Source organism: Mycoplasma suis str. Illinois, from assembly GCF_000179035.2.
GTDB classification, from domain to species: Bacteria; Bacillota_I; Bacilli_A; order Mycoplasmatales; family Mycoplasmoidaceae; genus Eperythrozoon_A; species Eperythrozoon_A suis.
The window spans coordinates 504,645-525,559 of record NC_015155.1; the positions used below are offsets into that span (position 1 = coordinate 504,645).

Below are 20,915 nucleotides of genomic sequence, written 5' to 3' on the forward strand. Positions count from 1 at the left end.
CTATTTTTTATGCTGACTACTTGTAGTTTCGGTTCTTCACATATTCTTACATGTAAAGTAATAGGAATTTCCTCCTCCCTTTGTCTTTGTACATTGAATAACGAATGAAGGGGTTCCTTCATACTTAACTTCAATATTTTGAGTTTGCTCTTCTTTTCTTTCTATGGCTTTCTCAGCCATAGAAGTTATTCGATTACTTAATTCGACACTTCCGCCCACAACACCTAAAGTTGAAGTAACAATCACTAAGACAGAAGAAATATATTTAGAAGCTTTAGTCATTCTCCAGAAAGAGCTTTAATTTCCCAGTTTACAGAAAATTGGTTTTTTGATTTTACAAAAATTAAACAAAAACCAATTTATTGAGAATTGGGAGCACAAGAACTCTCTGAATCCTTATATTGAGAGTTCTTGCACATTGAGTTTTTTACCTTTCCAACATAATGATTAAAGTTAACTACTTGTTCTTTTACTTCCTCTAATTCTTTATAGGTTGTTCTTAGAGATTCGTAGGATTTATTTAATTCATCGACTGTATTTTTTGCTTCTTCGGCCTTTTCTTTCATCTTTTTTTGTAATTTTTCAATTAACTGATTCAAAAGTTCAACATCAGTTTTCAAAATAATTTGCATTGTCTCTAATTGCTTTTCTAACTTTTCAGATTTTTTTCAGAAAAGAATTCCTTCAATAAGTTTTTCTCTAATCTTTACCTGATTATCTAGAAATTCCCCTTTAACTTCTTGTAATTTTTGTGAAGCTATTTTTCCCTGACTATCATCACTATTCCCTTCTTGACTTTGATTTTTATCCTGCTTTCCTTTCTCTATATTTTCCTTACTTTTAAGTCAGCTATCTTCCACATTTTTACATTTCTCATCGCCTTTTCCTTCACTATTTATGTGGCAAATTATTTTTTCTAAAAAGCCTCCTCAAGAATAAAGCATTCTATTAAATCTATGAATTGATTCGCCAACTCTTTTCATTTGTTCCTCTTTAGACTGAGTATCTAATTTATTTTTTAGGACAGAAGTTAAGTTTTTGTTTTGTTTCTTTAAATCTTCTAAATCTTTTTGATTTTCTTCATAAGATTTTTTCAATTTTTCTTCTTGTTGAGAAATTTTTTGAAAAGTTTCTTCAATAGATTGAAACTTTTCTAATTTATTTTTTAAGAAATTTTGGAGAATTTCATTTAAATTCTTAAATAATTTTTCAAGAATTTCGAGAGCCTCTTTTTCATTTCCATCAAATTTTTCTAAACCTTTCTCCCCTGAAAGGAAGTTAGATTTAGAAAAAAGAAAATCTAAATTATTTTTGGAATCGCCCCCCCCAAGTGGCTGTAAAGCTTATATGTGGCAAAATATGATGAAATACCTAATGCTCCTGCAACTGCGGCAACTAAACTGGAAATCTTAGCTAGCGGGAACATCTGGAAGACTTTCTAGTTGTCCCGAAACTTCTGTTCTTTTGACATCCTGCGTTTCTTCTTGTTTTAAGCATTTTATTTTTACTTTTTCACTTTCTGATGTCTTTTGACATTTATAAGTAAATTGCTTTAATTTTTCTGCACTATAACTTTTTACAGTTCATGAATCTTTTTCAGTGCTGTAGGAAGAATCTACTCCTTTTAAGTCTCAATTCTGAAGAACTAAATCAACTTTGTCTTTTTTAGTAATTATTCAAATTCCTGTTTGATTATTTTCTGAATCGCTTAATTTTCAAAAATCATCTTGACAATCTATTTTTTCTTCTGTTGCAGCATCATCAGAACTTTTTTGAACTTGCTTATAACAAGATTTACTATTTTGCCCTTCTAAATTCAAAAGCATATATTTTTGGACAAAACCTTCTTCCTCTACTGTTTTAGGGAAATTATTAACTACACCAGAATTTGTTGATTGTTGTTCTGGAAAAACAAAAGTTTTTAAGCCATAACCAACTCCAGTAAGCCCTCCTAAAGAACCTACAACAAGAGAAGGTATTAAAAATTTCATACTCTAATGAAAATTAGAAATTACTCTTTTCATACCTTTCATCAAACTTTCTCCAATTCTCAACTCCAAGCTTTTCTTAGCATTTTTAATTTTTTGCTTTAAGGATTCTTGCTCCGTATAACAAGAACCTATCATTAGTAATCCGCAAAATCTTCTTCATCCGTTATTAACATATTCGTCATGTTCCTTTTGCGCTTCTTCTACAGTCTTCAATCATTCTTTCCAAATCATTTCACTCTCTAATAATGGATAGAAAAGATTTTCTTCATTTCAATTTTTAGAACTTCAATTTTTGTGAAGTGAATCTCAATTAATTTCTTCATCTCACTTTATTTGCTCTAGAGCTTTCAAAACTTTTTTATTTTTTGAGTCGAGAACTACACTTACTTCTCTCCTTCTTCTGGATCTTTGAGATTCAGAAGAAATATTTTGAACTTTTTTCAATTTATTTCCTAATTCTTCTCTTTTATCTCCTAAGTCAGTGTATTCAGAATAAAAACTTTTTAGTGCTTTTCTTTTTGTTTATCTAAAGAAAATCTTTCTGAAGTATTTGTTTCTATATTTTTCTTTTTCTTAATTTCTTTTAAAGTTGGAGATTCACTAGAAAATCTAACTAATGATATTGTTGCATCTTTGAAGTCTTGCGATGATTCAGTTAGTTTTTCTTTAGAAGTTTTTAGATTTTTTTCATATTCTCCTTTAATTGAATCGGCTTCTTCCTCCCTTTTTATTTCAGTGAAAATTCCTTGAACAGATTCAATAGATTCTTCTTGCCTTTCTTCTTCCATTTCATTAAGTGGAAGAGATAAATCTTCTTTATTGACATTTACTGTTTCGGGAGTCTCAAGACTCCCTACAGAATTTACATCTGTTTTTTGTACATTTTCAACTTTTACTCTAATTTGTTGATTTTTCCTGGATCCAAAAATATTTACAAAAAGATTATTTACAGATCCTTTAGAAATTAAAGAATCAAATAAGCGAGAAGAACTATCTAGAGAAAGAAACGAAGTTGAACTCCCTCCTAAGGCAATTAATCCCAGAACTGGGAGATAAATTTTTAAATTTTTCACAAAAAAGAACTCTAGGTTAGAATTTCCAAAAGAAAAAGATGCATAAAAATTATTTTGAAATTCTTAAGCATTTACCATTTTATAGAAAAAACAAAAACCTTAAATTTTAGAAATCTAATTAACTAATCTAAGGGAAATAGCAACAAGAAGCCCATAAGGGCTTTTTTCTGCTTTTACCTAACTATTTATTATGCCTCGAACTTTGTTGATTATCGTTCCCTTCAGAAATTGAAAAGCACTTTATATTTTTGTTGTTATTTTCTTTTTCTTCCATTTGACATTCAAACTTAAAGCTTTTTAATTTTTCGTGATAGCCTCTAGAAGTTCATTTTTTAGATGTGAATGGATTTCCTTCCCCAATTATTTCTCATCTTCTCAATATTTCCTTTATTCTTTCTTCTGTGTCATTAATTTTTATTAGTAATCCCGATTTTGATTTATTTTCTTCCTCTATTCTTCAGAAAAAGTTATCACAATTTATTTTTTCTGAATGTTTCTCAAAATTCTCATTTTCTTTCTTAATGTGCCTGTAACAAACTTTGTCTTCTCCATTTTCTAATTTTCAAAGCATATATTCATAGCCTCCTCGTTCTAATCCCTTAACTTTTTTCAAAATATCAAAATTCAAAAATTGATAACCAGTCCCTCTACAATAGCTCCAGAAGCTCCTAAAAGAGTTACAAGAACTCCTTTTAATCAGAAAGTCAATTTATTTGTTTATTGAAAAATTAATGGGCATAAATTAATTTTGAACACTAGGTGTTTTAATTACTCTCCCCATATCTCCCATTAATTTTTCTCCAATACGTAATTCCAAACTACTTTTAGCTTTAGCAACTTTTTCTTTATATTTTCCCAAATCTTTATAGCAATTACTCATCATGGCTAAACCACAAAGTCTTCTTCACCCATTACTTAAATAATTATCTTGTTCATTTTGTGCATCTTGAACCTTCTTTAATCACTGTTTTCATACTTCTTCACTTTCTAATAGTGCGCGAAATAAATTCTTTTCTCCCCATTCAACATTCTTCCACCTATTGTAAAGTGAATCTCAATTAATATTTTTGTCTCAATTTATTTGTTCTAGAGCACTTAAAACTTTTTGATTGTAAGGATTAGAAAAAGGGCTTTCGGAATTTCTTCTCCTTCTGGCTCTAGAAGATTCACTTTCTATAGAAATTACTTTTTGTAATTGACTATTTAATTCCCCTTTCTTTTCTCCCAATTCTGAATATTGATGGAAAAAATTTTTTAAAGCTTGCCTATTTCCCTGCGACAGGGAAAATCTTTCTTCTGGATTTACTTGAATTCCAGATTTTTCACTTATTCCTTGCAAAACAGGAGATTCTGAAGAATATCTAACTAGAGAAATTGTTGCTTCCTGAAACCCTTCAGAAGAATCTCTTAATTTTTCCTTAGAAGACTTTAAGTCTCTTTCATAACCTCTTTTTACTTTTTCAGCACCATCTTCTCTTTTTATTTCCGTGAAAATACCATCAATAGATTCTGATGGTTCTCTTTCCTGCTCTTCAGTAATTTCTTCAGCGACAGGGAAGAAAACTAAATTTTCCTTACTAACTTCTACACTAGAGGTAGTTTCTAAACTACCTAAAGAATTTATATCTGTTTTTTCAACTTTTTGAGAATCAACACTAATCTGTTGAATTAACTTATTTCTAAATAAATCTTTTACCGAAGATCCTCTCTCAATAAGAGATCTGCCAAATAACTTATTTAATTGATCTCCTGAGAATAAGAGAGAAAGGGAAGCTCCGTTAGCTCCTAAAAATATAAGGAAAGATATAAGTATCTTTCCCCTGAAATTCAAGGGTTATTTATATTTTTCCTTAATAAGAGAAACTATTTGCTTCTTTTTCTGAAAAATCTTTTAGTTTTTGGTTTAGTTGGAAAAATTAAGTGGTTATTAAACGAGCAATTTTTACATTAAATCAAGTCATGGACATGGCTCACATTCACCTACTTGATTTTCTTCTTGAATTATTTCTTTACAAACTTCTTCCTCCAATTCTTCTAAAGTTTTGGGAATAGCCTTGGGAGGTTTCTTAAAAAATACATAACTTCCGGCAGCTCCCGCAGAACCAATTAAAGAAAAAAATAGTAAACCTTTTGCCCAGAAAGCCATTCTTTAATTAAAGATCAAATAATCCGCAATCATCATCTTCCTCATCATTTTCTTGACTATTTTCATTTTCTGATTGTTGTTGCTGAGTTTTAGGTAGAAAAGAATCTCGTAATATATAGCCTCCCCCAACTATTCCTCCCGAAGCCATTACAGCCAAGGAAGTGAAAAGACTTTTTAATCAAAAAGTCATTCTACTTTAATAAAAAATATTTATATTTCCGGCATTTGCCGGAAAATAATTAACCTTTAAGGGTTTCTTTTGTGCTTAACACAAAATTTCAAGTGCCCCCCCCAATTAGCAATATGAATTTCTTGACTCTCTCTTTCAACCTTCTCACTTGTAAATTTAATTATCTGGTTTTTTCAATTTTTTATTTCTATTAGTTTTTCTGGAGTTTATCCAGAAAAACTTTTGTGTTTGGAAAACTAATGCAATCTTTTCATTTTTTTAAGTAAGTGTTCACCAATTTTTAAGCCTATACTAGCTTTAGTGTCCGCAATAGTTTTTTCATATTTAGGCAATTCTCCATAGCATCACTCCTTACTACTAGTTGATCAAAACGTAAGAAGTCCACAACCTCTATTTGAGATAACATAATTGTCTTTGGCCTGTATTGATTCCTTAACTTCTTTTATTCATTCTTGTCTTTCCTCATCACTCTCTAATAAAAAATAAAGAGGATTTTGTGCATCCCATTTTGTTTCTCTCTTTATTTGTTGTTGATACAAATTATTTCAGTTAACTTCTCTATTCTTTCATCCTATTTGTTGCAGAGAATTAAGAATTTCTTCTCTAGTGGGAGAAGTTTTCCGCAAACTTCTTCTTTTTCGACTTATGGTTTCGCTAGAAAGAGTTTTTGCCTCTGTTAGATCTTTGGTTAATTCTTTCTTTTTATTTCCTAATTGAGAATATTCTTCATAAAAGTTTTGAAGAGCTTCTCTTTTTTGCTGATTTAGTGAAAATTTTTCTTCAATGCTTTGCCCAGAAGCTTTATTTCTTTTTTCCCTACTTATCCCTCCTAAAACTTTTTTCTCATCTTGATATCTAGCTAAATCTGCAGCAGAACTCTTATAACCTTCTGAATGATCTTTCAATTTATTTCTTGAAGTTTTTAAATTTTCTTCATATTTTCCTTGTATTTCTTCTACTCGCTCTTCTCTTTGAATTTCTGTGAAAATTTCTTGAATTGAAGAAATAGATTCTTCTTTCTTGGAACTTTTTAGTTCAGAAGAAAAATTTGCTTCTTCTTTAGTTAGTTTTATTTCTGCAGGATCTTTTAAGCTCCCTACAGAATCTACAGTTGTTTTTTCAGCCTTCTCAGAATCGAGTGAAATTAATTTACTACTTTTATTTCCAAAAAGATTTTTTAAGGGTTGGGTAACGCCCCACCCCGCAAAGGGGAAGCTAAATAAGTTAGAAAGTTGATTTATTGAAAGAAAAATAGGGAAGGATGCTCCATTGGCTCCCAGAAGCAGAATAAAAGAAATGAGTAATTTTGCTTTTATTTGCAACTCTTATTTCTTGTCTAACTATATTTCTAACTCTTTTTCTTCTTTTTATCTTTCATCATATTATTGAATTTTTCAATAAGAACTTTTTTATCCTCTCCTATTTCTCTTATTCCTTCCCCTTCTTCTTCGTCATCATTCTCCATATCTTCCTCATAATCTTCTTCATCCTCCATACTCAATTCTTCTTTAGAGAGAGGTTTTCTTCCAATCATCTCTTCTTCTTGTCTTTCTAATATTTCTTCTATTCTCTGTAAGGTTTTATCTATAGTTTCGTAAAAAACATTAGATTCTTCAGGAACTTCTGACTCAGAAGTTCCTTCTTTATCTTTAGATTTTGATTTAATTTTTTCTTTTTTTAATTCTTTTTGTTTATTTCAGTTCTTTTCTAGCTCATCTAATTCTTTTAGTATTCTTTCAACAGGAGTAGTTTCTAACTTTTTCTTCTTCATTTGTGAAGCTATTTTACTCTTCTAAAAAATTCTAATTATTTAAGGCTTTATAGGATTTTGTAGTTTTCTAATTTGAAACTTTCCCGTGTTAGGGAAAGTTTTTTACAAATTATCTAGATTTATCGAAAAAAGGGAATAATTTAAGATTTTCTTCCTCAAATTTACAGAATACAGTCACCTTTCCTTCTTCATTTTGAACAGCTCTTTCCACTTGTATGCAAGTTTCTTTAGTTTCTGTAGTTCATTCACTTTCTTTTATGGACTCTCCGTAATTAAGTAAGTTTTCTTCCTTTAATCTTTTTACAACTTCATCTTCTTTCCCTCTAATTCACATTTCAAAATATGAATTCGCTTGACTTCTTGATTTAGTTTTCATAAAGTATGTGTCATCGCATCACGGACTTTCAATATCTTCTTGACCGCCTATTTCTCTATATAGGCAAGCAGCTTTTGGTTGGTTTCCACCAAATCCTTTACTGTGAACAGTTACTATTTCCAAATCAGTTTCTCTTCAATTGTTATTGAAGTAATAGCCACCTCCTAAAAGAGCCCCGCCCGAAAGGGTGGCAGCCACTGGAACTCAAAAAACTAAACCTTTACCAAACAACATATCTAGACTATTAAGCTATCTCCAAATTGTATGAATTGATATCTTTTTCTTCAAATCTGCAAGAAACTACTACTTTTTCATTATTATCCCCATAAGTTTCTTCTTTTTTACAAATTTCTTTAGTTTCTGTAGTCCACTCACTTTCTCTTAGTCCTTTGTAATTTTTCTCCAAAAGATTTTCTTGTTTTAATTTATCGATGACAGAATCTTTGTAACCTCTTAACCAAACTTCAAAATGTGAATTTGTTTGTTTTGAAGATTTTTCTTTCATGAAAGCAGTTTGGTCACATACTGGACTTTCAACATCTTCAGAATAACCTCTTAATTTATAAGAACAAGCAGTTAAACGTTGTTTCTCTGTAAATCCTCCTTTATGAATAGTTACAAGTTCTCACTCTATATCTCTCAAATAATTAATTAAAGAATTACTTGCCCCATAAATTGCCCCCCCCGAAAGGGTGGCAACTACTGGAGCTCACAAAATAACTCCTTTACTCAACAACATATTTACTTCTTAACAAATTTAAAAAATTAAAAATCTTGACATTTAATTTCTATTTTTGGATTATTGTCTATTTTTGAAATTTCACAACCTCAATTATTAAGCGTTGAAACACTTGGAAGCTGAGTTGGCCAATTATCTCTAGTCAAATCGGAAAAGATTCTATTTAAGTGAGAAGTTGAATCTTTCAATTCTTTATCAATAATTCCCTTTTCTCCCTTAATTAATAATTTGTAACTTTCTTCTTGATCTGACTTTGAACTAGTTCAATCAGCAAAACAGCCTTGTCCATTTTTCCCCTTTTGTTTATCGAATCAATGACATAATTTATTTTTCTTATCTTTCCCATAACTTAAGACGAATTCTCAAGAAATATTTTCGTCATGAAGTACTTTTATTTTTTGTCCATTAATTTCTTTGAAATTAGATTCTTCTTGACCTAAATTCCCATTTGATTGACCTCTATCGAGCAAAAAATTTCTTGCAACATATCCAGTTCCTGCTAATCCTGCAATTGAACTAATGACAATAGAGCTCAAAGCTAAATAATTCATATTTAGTTATTAATCGAAAACTTGACAATTGAGATTTATTTTCTTTCCCTCATTCTCTTCAGTAAGATTACATCCTCACTTATCTAATTCATTTAATTTTTTTGACTTTCCAGTCCACTCTCCCGAAAGACTATTGAAAGATAAGTTATTGATTAAAGAATCAGTATTTCCCATTATTTCTTCTAATTTATCTTTATCTCCCATTATTCAAAGTCCCTTTTTTCCCTTATTTCTTTCAACAATTGATTTAGCTCAAGTAGTTTGACAAATTACAGGAATTTCTTGAAAAATGCCTTCTTTACTTTCTTTGTCGCTTTTTGATTGCCCAACTTCTTGAAAATCACACATTGCTCCACCTCCATATAACAAAACATATTCTCATAAATTTGGATTTTCTCTCTTTTCATTTAAGTGAACCTCTCCTCCTTCTTGTCTTCGAGGTTTATCGCCATTAAAGAAAGTGCTGGCAAAATAACCTGCTCCCGAAAAACCTGCTGTAGCTCCCAACAATACTGTTCCTCAAGTCAAATAACTCATTGTTATTTAATTTCTTTAATTTTTGCAGAATATTTTTATTCTTTCACCTTCGGAAGGTTCTTTAGTACATTCTCTTTGCAAACCCTCAATTCCTTTATTTTCCGATTTCTCATCTGCTCTAGGAAGTTGAAAGTCTGTTAATTCCCCTTCCTTCAATAACTTATCTACTTTTTCTCTTTCCCCTTCCATTCAGAAAAAAGTTTTTCCTTCTTTCTCTAGAAGAATTTCTGAAGGCAATAATTCTTGACAATTAATTGAATTTTCTTCGAATGATACTCTTCTTCTTTCGACTTCTCTTTGAGTTTTTCCTACTTCCAAAAAATCACATACATGAGATCCGTCTCCAGAAGAAACATACCTTCACACAAATTTCTTTTCTTCTGGTTTTTTGTCAAGAATTTCTTTTGCATCTTCTTTATCACTTTTGAAATAAGTTGTAGCAAAATAACCGGCCCCAGATAATCCCGCAGTTGCGCCCAATAGTATGGAACCCAAAGTTAAATAATTCATTATTACTTAATTACTTAAATCTTTAATTTTGGCATAATATTGTTATGTTTTTTCCTTCACTATTTTTTTCCTTCTTACATTTTTCACCTAATTTTTCAAATTCATTATTTTGGGCAATACTTCCCAATTCTTTTTTTGAAACTCCAACAAAATTAATTCTTCACTTTTTAATATTTTTTCAACTTCTCGCTCGATACCCTCTATCCAGAAAAAAGTTTTTGCATAATTTCCCCTAACTTTTATTTCTGGAAAAACTTCTTCACAATTAATTTCATCTAATTCAAAATATTCTTTCTTCCTATCCGATTCACTTTTTTCTGCATCTTGTTTAAAGAAATCACATTTTTTAGAACTTTCATTTACAAAAATATATCTTCAAAGAAATTCACTCGAATTTCCTTTTGTTTTGGGAGTATGAAGATTAATAACTTCTTTACTTCCTTTATTTTTTGACTTACTTGTAAAGGTATTTGCTAATAAATATCCCGTCCCAGAAAGTCACGCAATAGATCCTAAAAATATAAATCCACGAGTTAAATGGTTCATATCTTATATGGGAGGTAAATGGCCAAAACTAATTTTTTAGTTTTGACAAAGTATTTTCATTACTTTCTTCTTTCCTTTTTTGAAAGTTTTGGAACAACTATTTAATAATTTTTGAATTCTTTTATGATCTTTAACTACTTTTTTATTAAGTTTCTGGAAATTAGAAAACTCTAATATTCCAGATTTCAATAATTTATCTATATATTCTTCTTTCTTCTCGCCCCAAAAGAAAGATTTTTCTTTCTTTTTTAAATTAATGGATTCAGAAAATAATTTTTCGCAATCAATGGATTTTTTCTTTTTGCCTCTCTCTTCACTCTTTATTCAAAAATCACAGATATAAGAAGAAGTATTATCGGAAGAAATATATTTTCAGAGAAACTCTCTTTCTTCCCTTTCTTTATCTTCTGCTATTTTTTGCTCTATTTCTTCCTGAACTTCTTTTCTAGTAGAGATTGTGTTAGCTATTTTTCCAGAACTTGGAATGCCTACTGCGGATCCCAAAATAATAGAACCTAAAGTTAAGTGACTCATATTAAATAAAGTGCCTAATTAACTTGACAAAATATTTCGACTTTATTGTTCAATTCTTTTTCAAAATTACAAATATTTCTTAATTGATCAATACTTTTAAATTTCTCTATTTCTTCTCATTTGGTCTCTTTTATTTGAAAAGGAAAACTCTTTAATGAAGAATTATGTTCCGACAATAATCTCTCATTTATTGAATCAATATTCCCTTTAATTCACAAACCTTTTTGATTTTGGTTCTTAGAGATTATTTCTTTTGCTCAAGAGGTTTTACAAATATCTGGGGTTTCTTCAGATACTATGATCTCTCTTCTTTCTTCGCTGTCAGTTTGCCCTCCCTCACTACTTAAGAAATCGCAAGTTTGATTATTTTCTGAAAACTTCAAAACATATTCTCACACTTTTTCTTCTGCGGACCCTTTAATTCTCGTTTCAACTTTCAAAGGTAACTTTTCGGTAATTTCTTTATTTTTTCTCTCAGTAAGAAATCTATTTACTGTTAAAAAGCTAGCTCCCGAAAGGGTTCCAATAGAACCCAACAATACAATACCTTTAACTAAGTAATTCATATAAAGTTACTTAGTTAACTGGACAATTAATTATTATCTTTCCTTCTTGTCCTTCTTCATTTGTTACCTTACATCCCCAAGAAGATTCCAAACTATCTAAGTTTTTGTCTGTCCCGTTCAACTACCTTTTTGATTGTCAAAAGACAAATTGTTAACTAAAGACTCTGAATTTTCCAATAACTCTTTAATCTTTTCTGAATTTCCTGAAATTCAAAAACCTTTTTTATCTTTATTTGTTCCTATAATTTCTTGAGCCCAAGTAGTTTGGCAAACTTTTGGGGTTTCTCCAAATTTCCATTTTCTACTTTCTTCATAACTTTGTTCTTGTCCTTCTTCTAAAAAGTCACACATCTGAGCTCCATCCCCATACTTCAAAACATATTCCCAAACTTTAGGTTTTTTATTGATTTGTTCCTCGGAAGTATTTTCTTCCTGTTCTGTTTTTAAATTATTTGAATCTCTATTGAAAAAGGTACTGGCAAAATAGCCAGTACCCGAAATGCCAACGGTAGCTCCCAATAATATGGATCCTCAAGTTAAATAACCCATACTAATTAGGTCCCTTAATTATAGGCTTTTAAGATTTCATTAATTTTTGACAAATTAAAAAGAGCTTTAATGGCCTATTTATTTCCTGAAATCATAAAAATTAAATTTTACATTAATCTCTAAATAAAGTTTTGGAGAGAAGAGAAAACAATCGACCTCCTTCTCCCTCAAATTTTTCTCCCAAAAACGACTTAAAAAAGAGTAAAGGGGGGCTTAGCCCCTTACTTTTTTAGTAGTGGGTTATTTTGTTAAGCCTTTAGATTAGCTTCAGAATTAAGCTCACATTTTTGTTTTTCGTTATTTTCAGAATTTTTACAAATGGAATTTCTTATTTTTCCTTCATAATTTGCCAATTCCAATAAAAAATCTTTTAATTCTTCCCACTCTTTATTTACCTTTTGTAAATCAATTCTTAAAGAATTCAAACGATCTATTGTCCTGTTTGAGTTTTGATGTAGAGCTGTTCCGCTAGATTTCAACATTTCAAATAATTTTGAAAAAGAATTAATATTTGACTTTAATTTAGAAAGTTGAGATTTAAGAGGCCCTCCTTCTTTAGTTAGTATTTCCAAAATTTGGGAATGACCTTGCCCTTCGGCAAGTATTTCCTTAATTTTTTTATTTAGGGAAGAAAATTTACTTTTAACATCGTCTAATGTTTTCTTAGCTTTTTCTCCTTCTGACTGTTGATCTCCCCCCCTCCAGAATTATTTTCGCTGGAGCTTCTTTGCTCCTTATCTCCCTTCTCTATAGCATTAATAACTGCCTCTAATGCTTCTTTTCCTTTCTTGAATAGTTTTTCATTTAATTCTTCTCAAATTTTCTTTTGAGAAGAAAGCTCCTGAATTTTTACCAAAATGTTCATTTTTTCTTCTTTTTGTTTTGAATCTTCCTCAGATACTTTAGATAATTCTTTTATTATTTCGGAATGTTTTTTATAGAAATCTTTTAATTTATTTTCTAAGTCCAAAATGGACTTCAAAAATTTTTCCAATTTTTCATATTTAAGTTTTTTAAATTCTTCGGAATTTTTAATAATTTTTGACCAATCTTCAAGCAAAATATTTAATTCTCTTAATTTCTCCTTTTCTTTTTCCGAAAATTTAGAAATATTATCTTCTTTTCCGGAAGAATCTTTCTCTTCCAGAAGTAATTTTTTATTTCATTGACTTAATCCATAGGGAACTAAATAGGCCGAAAGGCCTGTTGTAGTTCCTGTGACTAAAAGACTTAGGGTTGCTAGTTTAGAAAATAGAAAAATTTTCTACTAAAGTTCTTCGTTTTCTTAACTACCTTTTTAAATTTTCGCTTATTTAGTTTGCACTTGTGAATTCAGAAAAGAAGACAACTTTACTTCTTCCTTAATCATCTGCATGTCAAAAAGTAATTTAGAGCTAATTTTTAAATCTAAGAACTTTTCAACCATTAACTTATTATTTTCCAATTTTGTTGTGTCTGATCCGCAACTATAAAAGAAGGGCATAAATACTAAAGAGCAAAACTTGATTCAAGTATTTTCTCTTTTCTCTTTTATTGATTTCTGAATATTTGAATGAGATTCTTCAAATATTTTTCATTCATTTTCATCCATGAAATAGGTATATGGTTTTTCTTGCTCTTGACCCTCTTTTAATTGATTTATCTTTGTTTCGGAAGAATCTCCTCATTTAATTTTTTGCAAGAAACTTAATATTTTTTGACCTTTATTTTGTTCTTCTATCGCTTTTCTTTCGGAAGAGCTCACTTTAGTAAGTTGATCATTTAAATTTTTCTATCTTTCTTCAATTGAAGAAATTGTTCATAAAAGGACAAGATACTTTTCTTTTCATTTTTTTCTATATTAGAAGTTTTTTCAGTCTTCAATTTTGAAAAATCTTGTTGACCATCTGAACTTTTCAATTTACTCAAAACCTCTTTAACTGTTTTCATGCTGTCTGCTCAACCTTTCACATTCTTATAAGATTTTTTGAAATTTTCTAAATGGCTCGAGAGGGTTCCATTTGATTTGGAAATTTTTTCAATCATTTCATTATCAATTCCTGTAACTCCTTTTTCTTTTTGAATTTCCGAGAAAAGTCCATTAACAAAGCCAGAAGGAGAGGATTGTTTATTTTCTAAATTCACTCCTTCAAAAACTAATTGATTTAAAGAATCTTCTGTCTGTATATTTAGTTCTTTGTTTGTGGAAAAATCAGAGACTTTTGTCTCTGACTCTTTTTTCTCTACCTTATTGTCTGAAAAACTTAAAGAACTATTACTTTGTTTCCCTGAACTAGAAAATAAATCGGAGAATAGGCTTGCAATCCTATTACCTACTAATTTTTCGGATGAACCAGAAAAATCATTTTCTGAAATTCCATTAGAAAATACAAGCCCTCCAGCCCCTAATAGGGGTAAGGAAAGTAAAAGAGTCTTACCTCTAAGTCGGCCCAAACTCTACTTATTAACTTTTTGATAGGGCTTTTAATTATACATAAGTAAGTTTTTCTAAAATAGAGGGGATTTATAATCCCCTCTATTGTTTTTTGGCTATTTAGTAATTTTGAAAAATTTTTATTTTTTGAAATTAAAAGTTAAGAGAAAATAAAAAGATCCGCAGAGGCTCTTTCTCATTTATTAACTAATAGACTTGAATTTCTTGAGAGAAAAGAGAATCCAAAAGTTTCTTTTTAATTTCTTCATATTTTTGCATTTTTAATTCCAACTTTTTAATCTTGGAATGAATATTTTTCCAAAAATTATTGAATTTTTCAAGAATTTTTTGGTCTGGAATTAGGATTTCTATTTCTTTAAGTTTTTGGGGAGATAAATGTTTTAAAAAAGTAGTTGCGCAGGTAACCCAATTAATTTGTGGGAGGTAAATGATATTTAAAAATTCAAGCATTAAATATATAAAGTCAGTGGTACCTAGTTTAACAATGAAAGTATCTGTGCTGGCTTGAAATTTTCCAAAGAAAACTTTTGCGTGAAATTTGCTTCCCCCAGAAGAAACCAAAAGGGCTGGAAAATCATATGAATATGTATAAGATTTTTTGGTCTCAAAAGAACATGTAAAAAATGGATATTTTCCATTCCCTTCTAACAAATTAGCATAGTTTGCTGGTTTAGTTCCTTTAAGAATTCTTGAAATTTCTCCTATTTTGACTCTCTTCCAGCCTTCAGGTAGCCCCCCCGAATAGAGTGACTTTCATAATCAGGAAACCTTAACTTAACAAATCATTCCTTAAAAAGTGATACTTTTAAATTCTTCAATAATTCAATTTGTCTTTCATGATTGTCAAGAATTAAATCGTATCTAGAAAGAATTTCTCCTATTTTTTGTTGAATTTCTAAGGGGGGTTTGGGGAATTTAATAAAACAAAGTTTATGAAGAGGTAAGGCATTTCTCTTTGTGGTGGTAAAAGAAAATGAATTTATTTGTTTTTTTACTTCTGCAAAATCGAAAGAATATTTAATGAACTTAGGGTCTGAAATTTTTTCTAGAGAATTAAATCCGTAAATGTTATTGGAGATGCAGGACTCATCTTTAGTGATAGAAGATTGCCCAGGAAAACTTCCGACATTAACAAAGCAAACTGTGTTTTTTGGAAAAATTTTTATTATAGGTAGGTTTTTAATCTTTCTTTTATGGTAGTATCTTTGAGTTTGTTTTATGTATAAAAAGTTTTTAATTGCGTTTCCGTCTACGAAAAAAATTCGATCTTGAATTTTTTCTATTGTCGGAAAATAACTATATTTATTTTCGAAATTTTTTCCTGTGCTAAATGTTCCCAACTTATCCAAAGTAACTCATTCTCAGTTAGACCCCATAAAGTTAATTAATTAAATGGTTCAAAAAATTCCTTAAAAAAATTTAAGTTTTTAGAAATTAGATAACTTAATAAAAATTTCAAAATGATTAATCACTAATTATTTCCAGAAGTAACTTCTAAATAAATTAGAGAAAAAATAAGGGCAATTTAAATTGCCCTTAATCCTTTTCCTGTATTAAATTAGATACTTATTTTTTGACTGACTCTAAATTAATTTCACATTTTCGCTGCTCTTTATTTTGAGAATTACTACACATAAAATTTCTTACTTTTCCTTCGTAATTTTTCAAAGAAGACATAAATCCCTTTATGTCTTGTCACTCTTCATTAACTTTTTGTAAGTTTTTTCTAAGTTCATTTAATTGATCTATTACTTTATTTGATTCCTTGTGCAAAATATCTGCACTAGACTTCAGAATATTAAATAATTTCTCTAAAGCAACCATATTACCTGTAGTTTTTATAAGTAAGTCGTACAAAACTCCCTCTTGAACTAGCATAGATATTTCATATTTATTCAATTTGTAAATTATTTGTTCTATTTCTCTATTCTTATTAGAGAAATCTTTTCTAATCTCTTCTAGTGTTTTCTTAGCTTTTTGACCTTCAGTTTCTTGTTGTTCTCCAGTGCCCCCCCCCGAGGAGGCTGAGGAAGAACTTTCAGAAATTTTATGTTCTTTCTCTCCTTTTTCTATTGCCTGAACAATGGAATCTAATATTTCGCTACTCTTTTTAAATAATTTTTCATTCATCTCTTGTAATGCCTTTTTCCTTACTGAAAGTTCTTTTAGTTGGACATAAATCTTTAATTTCTCTTCTTTTTGCTCGGAATCTAAAGAAGAAATTTGTCCGAGTCTTTTTATTATTTCTTCATGATTTGAATAAAAATCTTTCAAAGTTTGTTCAGAGCTAACAATTGAACTAAGAAATTTATTTATTTCCTCTTTCTTTATGTCTCTTAATTCTCTAGATTTTTCTAGAGAATTAACTAAATCTCGCAACAAAAGTTTTAAGTCCTCTAATTGTTTACTTTCTTCTTCTTTGAATTTAGAAATATCTTTCTCAAGTGAAGAAGATTTTCCTTCTTCTGAATTTCAAACTCCTAAGCTGTAGGGAATAATATAGGCTGAAAGGCCTGTAGTTGCTCCCGCAACTAAAAGGCCTAAAGTAGAAAGCTTAGAAAAAAGAAAAATTTCTCTTAAATCTTCTGATTATCTATTTTTTAATTTTTATTTATTTTCTGGAATAAACATCTTAGTCTCTCCCTGAATAATTCCCATTTTATGTAACAATCTGGAAGCAATTCTTAAGTCTAAAAATTTTTCGACAATTAATTTGTTACTTTCAATTGTTTTTTCTGGTCGCGAATAACACGCGAAATTAAAAGGGAATATACATAATTTTTCGAAAAAAGTTAATTTAGACTCTTCTTCTTTGATTTTTTGTATATTTTCTGAAGATTTTTTAAATAATTCTCATTCTTGTTTATCCATGAAATAAGAATATGGTTCTTTAGAATCTCCTTCTCCTCCGGAAAATTGATCTAAATTAGTTTTCACATTATTCCCTCAATCGATTCTTTTCAAAAATTGAACGATACTTTTTTCTTGATTATCTGTTGTCTCTCTAGCATTTCTTCTTTTTGTTCCCTTTTCAGAGAGTTGATCGTTCAATTTTTCACTTTCTTCCTTCAATTCAAGAAATTTTTCATAAAAAGAAAGCAAACCTTTTTTGCCTTCAATTGTTAAGGATTCTAAGGATTTGGTTTGCAAATTCGAAAAATCTTTTTCTTTTATTTTTCTTTCCATATCTTTTAGCAATTTCATATTTTCTCCTCAATTTTTAATTTCGGACATTACACCTTTAAAACCGTTAGCGAATTCTTTCAGCCCTTCTTCAACTTTTAATAACTTTTCCGACATTTTTTGATTAACTTCCCGGGTTTTCCCTTCTTTTTGAATTTCTGTAAAGATTCCTTTAACAGAAATATCTGAATCTTGATCTTTCTGAATTTTTAATTCTTCAAAAATGTCTAGACTTCTTGTTTTTTCTTCATTCTGAATTTCTAAATTACTAGAAGAAAAATCAGAGACTTTTGTCTCTGATTTTGTTCTTTCTACTTTGTTTTCATAAAAACTTAAAAAGTTTTCTTGTTTTTCTTTTTCATGAAAAAGAGAAGAAATTAAATTAGAAAATTTTTGGCCCAATAAAGTTTTGGGATGGATGGAGGAGTTGTTATTTGCAATTCCATTAGATAAAACAACTCCTCCAGAACCAGCAGCTACAGGTAATGAAAATAAAAGAGCCTTAACCCTCGAATGGCCCAAGCTCTAGTTTTTAGTTTGTAAATAGAGCTTCTAATTATAGAAAAGTAACTTTCCGCAAAAATAGAGGGACATTAAATCCCTCTATTCGTTTACTTTTATTTTTTTAAGTTTGCGAAAATAACGACCCCTTAGGGTCGACTTTTTGAAAATTACTTAGAAATTTTTTAAGTTACTTGGCTCGTTGAAGTTTCACATTTTTGAATCTCTGAATATTGAGTATTTTTACAAAGAGAGTTTTGTATTTTTCCCTCAAAATTTTGAAAATAAGATAATTTGATTTTCAGTTCTTCTCACAATTTAAGAGTTTCTTTTAATTGTTTTCTGAACTCATTCAGTTTATTTATTGCCTCATTAATTTCCTCTCTTTTATCCAACGATTCAGCATTTAAAACTTCAGAATATTCTCTCATTTTCTCTATAAATTCTTCCAATCTTAAAAGAAATCTTCTTGAATTTATTGTGTAATTAGTTAATCTACTTTCTTCTTGTCAAATACTTAATTGTTTATTTTGTATTTTTTCGCTAATAGAAGAAAAATGTTTTTTAACTTCTTCTAAAGAGTTTTTGGCCTCTTTGCTTGCGCTCTGCTTTCCTTCTTGAGTGCCCCCCCCCCGCAGAGGAAGAATTGGAGTTAGATGATTGACTACTTTCATTTTTTTCTATTTCGGAGACAACAGAATCTAATAAATTTTTTCTAGCTTTCAAAAATTTATCAATTTCATTCAATAAATTTCTTCAATAAATCGATTTTGAAAGAAAAGATTGAAATTTCATTCTATTTTCATTAATATCAGTTATTCTTTTCAAATTTTCAGATAATTTTTGTAGTATTGAGGAGCTCTCTTCATAAAGTTGGGTTAATTTATTTTCTGATTGAGAAATAGACTGAAATAGCTTTATCATTTCTTGATTTTTTAGATCTCTGAAAGTTTCTGAATTTTTAACAGCTTCTTCTAACTTTTCCAATAAAGGTTTAAGGATCTTTAATTTTTGATCTTCTTCTTCCTTAAATTCTTTTGAATTTTTATTTTCGGCAAAAGGATTGGAATTAGAAAATAAAGTGTCTTGAGCTGCAGTACTTCCCATTTCATAAGGAATTAAATATGCTGAAAGGCCGGAAGTTCCAGCTAATAAAACCCCTAAAGTTATTACTTTTGAGAAAGTAAACATTTAATTACTTAAGAAAATTTATATATAAAAAACTAAAGAAACCGCTTCTAGAGCGGATTCTAAACTCAAAATTTGTAATTTTTACTTAGAAACTTTTAGTAATTGGTCAGAACATTTTTCTAAATTTTCGAATTGAGTATTTTTGCAAACTGAATTTTTTATTTTTCCCTCAAAGTTTCTGAAATAAGATAACTTATCTTTTAATTCTTCTCAATTTTTTAAAGTTTTTCTCAATTGCTCTTTCAAATTATTTAGATTGTTTATGACCTGATTTATTTCAGACTCTGTCTCTTTAGAATCGATTTGCAAATCAGAAGAAAGAGATTCTAAGAAACTGATAGTTTCTCCCAATTCAAAAAGAAGTAATTTCAACTTAATTTCATAATTAGATAAATCTTTCTGAGAGATTCAAATTTTTAATAACTTTTGCTGAATATTTAAATTAACAGTTAAAAATTCTCTTTCTACGTCACTTAATACTCTTTTAGCTTCTGCGCTAGCTCCTTTTCCATTACTGGAAGATCCAACAGTTTCCTGAGAATTAGAAGAATTTTCATTTTTGTTTATTTCTGAAATTACTGCTTGCAAAGCATTTTCCTTAGATCTGAAAAATTCATCTAATTTACTAAACAATTTTTTGTAATAGTTTGCTCCCAAAATATTTGCTTGAACTTTATTTTTGTTTTCATATTGTTTAATTGTTTCTTCCAGAGACTTAGATAATTTCTCCATAATTTCTTTATTTTTCTTGTAAAGTTCTGACAATTTATTTTCAGTTTCAAGAATTGTTTCAAAAGATCTTTTCATACTATCATTCTGAAGATTTTTAAATTCTTCAGAATTTTTAACTGCTTTATTTAACTCCGCTAATAAAGGATCTAATGTCTTAAGCTTTTCTTTCTCATTTTCAATAAATTCTTTTGAATTTTTTCCCCCAACTAAAGAATTTGAAAGGCTAAATAAAGTATTTTGAGCTGTAGCGTTTCCAAACTTATAAGGAATTAAGTAGGCTGAAAGGCCGGAACCTCCGGCCAAAAGAGTCCCTAAAGTTATTGCTTTAGAAAAAAGAAACATTTTTTAGGCTAACAAAAGGTTTTATATAAGGTTGAGAAATCCACTCCAGGAGAGGACTTCATTTATAAAATTTGTGATTTTATTTAGAAATTTTTAATGACTGTTCAGAACATTTCTCAAACTCCTTAAATTGAATATTCTTGCAAATTAAATTTTTTATTTTTCCTTCAAAATTTTGAAATAAATAAATTTTTTCTTTTATTTGTTCTCACTCTTCATAAATGCTATTTGACTTTCTTCTCAATTCATTTAATTGAGAAATTACATTATTCGATTTTTCTTGAAGTAAGGTTCCTTCAAGAGCTAAAGCTTCAATAATTTTTTCTAAAGAAGTTATGCTGACAGTTATCTTAAAAAGATTTGAATCTATCAATTCTTTTTCCTTTTCGAGAGAATTTCTCTCTAACTTGTCACTTTTATCCAAAAGCTCTCTTATTCCTTTTCTTGAGGAAG

At 29.3% G+C, this 20,915-nt stretch carries 33 protein-coding genes; all 33 read right to left on the minus strand.

What is annotated here, in order from left to right; translation table 4 throughout:
• The gene (locus tag MSU_RS02985; RefSeq protein WP_013609267.1) at positions 1-282 is read right to left on the minus strand and encodes a hypothetical protein; all 282 of its coding nucleotides are present in this window, start codon (positions 280-282) and stop codon (positions 1-3) included.
• Between the two features lie 77 nt (positions 283-359).
• Positions 360-1,097, minus strand: a complete 738-nt coding sequence (locus MSU_RS02990; protein ID WP_013609984.1) for a hypothetical protein — start codon at positions 1,095-1,097, stop codon at positions 360-362.
• Between the two features lie 203 nt (positions 1,098-1,300).
• A complete protein-coding gene (locus tag MSU_RS04935; RefSeq protein WP_272941028.1) occupies positions 1,301-1,426 on the minus strand; it encodes a hypothetical protein in 126 nt (41 codons plus the stop codon).
• Positions 1,410-1,991, minus strand: coding sequence for a hypothetical protein (locus tag MSU_RS02995; RefSeq protein WP_013609985.1), 582 nt, complete (start codon positions 1,989-1,991; stop codon positions 1,410-1,412). Before MSU_RS02995 ends, MSU_RS04935 begins: the two co-directional genes overlap by 17 nt.
• Before the next feature lie 3 nt (positions 1,992-1,994).
• Positions 1,995-2,435 carry a hypothetical protein gene (locus MSU_RS04805; RefSeq protein WP_013609986.1) on the minus strand — a complete coding sequence of 147 codons (441 nt, stop codon included), beginning with the start codon at positions 2,433-2,435 and terminating at the stop codon, positions 1,995-1,997.
• A gap of 59 nt (positions 2,436-2,494) precedes the next feature.
• The gene (locus tag MSU_RS04810; RefSeq protein WP_013609987.1) at positions 2,495-3,064 is read right to left on the minus strand and encodes a hypothetical protein; all 570 of its coding nucleotides are present in this window, start codon (positions 3,062-3,064) and stop codon (positions 2,495-2,497) included.
• Between the two features lie 181 nt (positions 3,065-3,245).
• The gene (locus MSU_RS03005) at positions 3,246-3,692 is read right to left on the minus strand and encodes a hypothetical protein (RefSeq protein WP_013609988.1); all 447 of its coding nucleotides are present in this window, start codon (positions 3,690-3,692) and stop codon (positions 3,246-3,248) included.
• A 114-nt stretch (positions 3,693-3,806) separates the two neighbouring features.
• The gene (locus tag MSU_RS03010; protein WP_013609989.1) at positions 3,807-4,895 is read right to left on the minus strand and encodes a hypothetical protein; all 1,089 of its coding nucleotides are present in this window, start codon (positions 4,893-4,895) and stop codon (positions 3,807-3,809) included.
• A gap of 111 nt (positions 4,896-5,006) precedes the next feature.
• Positions 5,007-5,210, minus strand: coding sequence for a hypothetical protein (locus tag MSU_RS03015; protein WP_043885168.1), 204 nt, complete (start codon positions 5,208-5,210; stop codon positions 5,007-5,009).
• 7 nt (positions 5,211-5,217) lie between these two features.
• The gene (locus tag MSU_RS03020) at positions 5,218-5,400 is read right to left on the minus strand and encodes a hypothetical protein (RefSeq protein WP_043885169.1); all 183 of its coding nucleotides are present in this window, start codon (positions 5,398-5,400) and stop codon (positions 5,218-5,220) included.
• A gap of 236 nt (positions 5,401-5,636) precedes the next feature.
• Positions 5,637-6,722 (minus strand): hypothetical protein, encoded by a 1,086-nt coding sequence (locus MSU_RS03025; RefSeq protein WP_013609990.1) that lies wholly within the window; start codon positions 6,720-6,722, stop codon positions 5,637-5,639.
• 26 nt (positions 6,723-6,748) lie between these two features.
• The gene (locus tag MSU_RS03030; protein ID WP_013609991.1) at positions 6,749-7,171 is read right to left on the minus strand and encodes a hypothetical protein; all 423 of its coding nucleotides are present in this window, start codon (positions 7,169-7,171) and stop codon (positions 6,749-6,751) included.
• Positions 7,172-7,280: 109 nt separating this feature from the next.
• Positions 7,281-7,781: a hypothetical protein gene (locus MSU_RS03035; RefSeq protein WP_013609992.1), complete on the minus strand. Its 501-nt coding sequence runs from the start codon at positions 7,779-7,781 to the stop codon at positions 7,281-7,283.
• A 10-nt stretch (positions 7,782-7,791) separates the two neighbouring features.
• Positions 7,792-8,286, minus strand: coding sequence for a hypothetical protein (locus tag MSU_RS03040; protein WP_013609993.1), 495 nt, complete (start codon positions 8,284-8,286; stop codon positions 7,792-7,794).
• A gap of 26 nt (positions 8,287-8,312) precedes the next feature.
• Complete coding sequence (locus MSU_RS03045; RefSeq protein WP_013609994.1) at positions 8,313-8,837, minus strand: hypothetical protein; 525 nt, start codon at positions 8,835-8,837, stop codon at positions 8,313-8,315.
• 9 nt (positions 8,838-8,846) lie between these two features.
• Entirely contained in the window at positions 8,847-9,374 is a 528-nt protein-coding gene (locus tag MSU_RS03050; protein WP_013609995.1) for a hypothetical protein, read from the minus strand.
• 15 nt (positions 9,375-9,389) lie between these two features.
• On the minus strand, positions 9,390-9,884 hold the full coding sequence (locus tag MSU_RS03055) for a hypothetical protein (RefSeq protein WP_013609996.1): 495 nt from the start codon (positions 9,882-9,884) through the stop codon (positions 9,390-9,392).
• 87 nt (positions 9,885-9,971) lie between these two features.
• Positions 9,972-10,430: a hypothetical protein gene (locus tag MSU_RS03060; protein ID WP_013609997.1), complete on the minus strand. Its 459-nt coding sequence runs from the start codon at positions 10,428-10,430 to the stop codon at positions 9,972-9,974.
• Positions 10,431-10,466: 36 nt separating this feature from the next.
• Positions 10,467-10,964 (minus strand): hypothetical protein, encoded by a 498-nt coding sequence (locus MSU_RS03065; RefSeq protein WP_013609998.1) that lies wholly within the window; start codon positions 10,962-10,964, stop codon positions 10,467-10,469.
• Between the two features lie 14 nt (positions 10,965-10,978).
• Complete coding sequence (locus tag MSU_RS03070; protein ID WP_013609999.1) at positions 10,979-11,530, minus strand: hypothetical protein; 552 nt, start codon at positions 11,528-11,530, stop codon at positions 10,979-10,981.
• Positions 11,531-11,626: 96 nt separating this feature from the next.
• A complete protein-coding gene (locus tag MSU_RS03075; protein ID WP_013610000.1) occupies positions 11,627-12,079 on the minus strand; it encodes a hypothetical protein in 453 nt (150 codons plus the stop codon).
• Positions 12,080-12,327: 248 nt separating this feature from the next.
• The gene (locus MSU_RS03080) at positions 12,328-12,651 is read right to left on the minus strand and encodes a hypothetical protein (RefSeq protein ID WP_013610002.1); all 324 of its coding nucleotides are present in this window, start codon (positions 12,649-12,651) and stop codon (positions 12,328-12,330) included.
• 80 nt (positions 12,652-12,731) lie between these two features.
• Positions 12,732-13,139, minus strand: a complete 408-nt coding sequence (locus MSU_RS04370) for a hypothetical protein (RefSeq protein ID WP_013610003.1) — start codon at positions 13,137-13,139, stop codon at positions 12,732-12,734.
• Between the two features lie 249 nt (positions 13,140-13,388).
• A complete protein-coding gene (locus MSU_RS03090) occupies positions 13,389-13,823 on the minus strand; it encodes a hypothetical protein (RefSeq protein WP_013610004.1) in 435 nt (144 codons plus the stop codon).
• Positions 13,824-13,840: 17 nt separating this feature from the next.
• Positions 13,841-14,512 carry a hypothetical protein gene (locus MSU_RS03095; protein WP_013610005.1) on the minus strand — a complete coding sequence of 224 codons (672 nt, stop codon included), beginning with the start codon at positions 14,510-14,512 and terminating at the stop codon, positions 13,841-13,843.
• A 187-nt stretch (positions 14,513-14,699) separates the two neighbouring features.
• Positions 14,700-15,272 carry a restriction endonuclease subunit S gene (locus tag MSU_RS04445; RefSeq protein WP_081453791.1) on the minus strand — a complete coding sequence of 191 codons (573 nt, stop codon included), beginning with the start codon at positions 15,270-15,272 and terminating at the stop codon, positions 14,700-14,702.
• Positions 15,215-15,889: a restriction endonuclease subunit S gene (locus tag MSU_RS03110; RefSeq protein ID WP_052293984.1), complete on the minus strand. Its 675-nt coding sequence runs from the start codon at positions 15,887-15,889 to the stop codon at positions 15,215-15,217. Before MSU_RS03110 ends, MSU_RS04445 begins: the two co-directional genes overlap by 58 nt.
• Before the next feature lie 190 nt (positions 15,890-16,079).
• The gene (locus tag MSU_RS04815) at positions 16,080-16,895 is read right to left on the minus strand and encodes a hypothetical protein (RefSeq protein WP_013610007.1); all 816 of its coding nucleotides are present in this window, start codon (positions 16,893-16,895) and stop codon (positions 16,080-16,082) included.
• A 225-nt stretch (positions 16,896-17,120) separates the two neighbouring features.
• Positions 17,121-18,218, minus strand: coding sequence for a hypothetical protein (locus MSU_RS03120; protein ID WP_013610008.1), 1,098 nt, complete (start codon positions 18,216-18,218; stop codon positions 17,121-17,123).
• A gap of 164 nt (positions 18,219-18,382) precedes the next feature.
• Complete coding sequence (locus MSU_RS04570) at positions 18,383-18,871, minus strand: hypothetical protein (RefSeq protein WP_148221848.1); 489 nt, start codon at positions 18,869-18,871, stop codon at positions 18,383-18,385.
• The gene (locus tag MSU_RS03130; RefSeq protein WP_013610010.1) at positions 18,762-19,388 is read right to left on the minus strand and encodes a hypothetical protein; all 627 of its coding nucleotides are present in this window, start codon (positions 19,386-19,388) and stop codon (positions 18,762-18,764) included. Before MSU_RS03130 ends, MSU_RS04570 begins: the two co-directional genes overlap by 110 nt.
• 81 nt (positions 19,389-19,469) lie before the next feature.
• Positions 19,470-20,462 (minus strand): coiled-coil domain-containing protein, encoded by a 993-nt coding sequence (locus MSU_RS03135; protein ID WP_013610011.1) that lies wholly within the window; start codon positions 20,460-20,462, stop codon positions 19,470-19,472.
• A 79-nt stretch (positions 20,463-20,541) separates the two neighbouring features.
• Complete coding sequence (locus MSU_RS03140) at positions 20,542-20,886, minus strand: hypothetical protein (RefSeq protein WP_013610012.1); 345 nt, start codon at positions 20,884-20,886, stop codon at positions 20,542-20,544.
• Between the last annotated feature and the right edge of the window lie 29 nt (positions 20,887-20,915).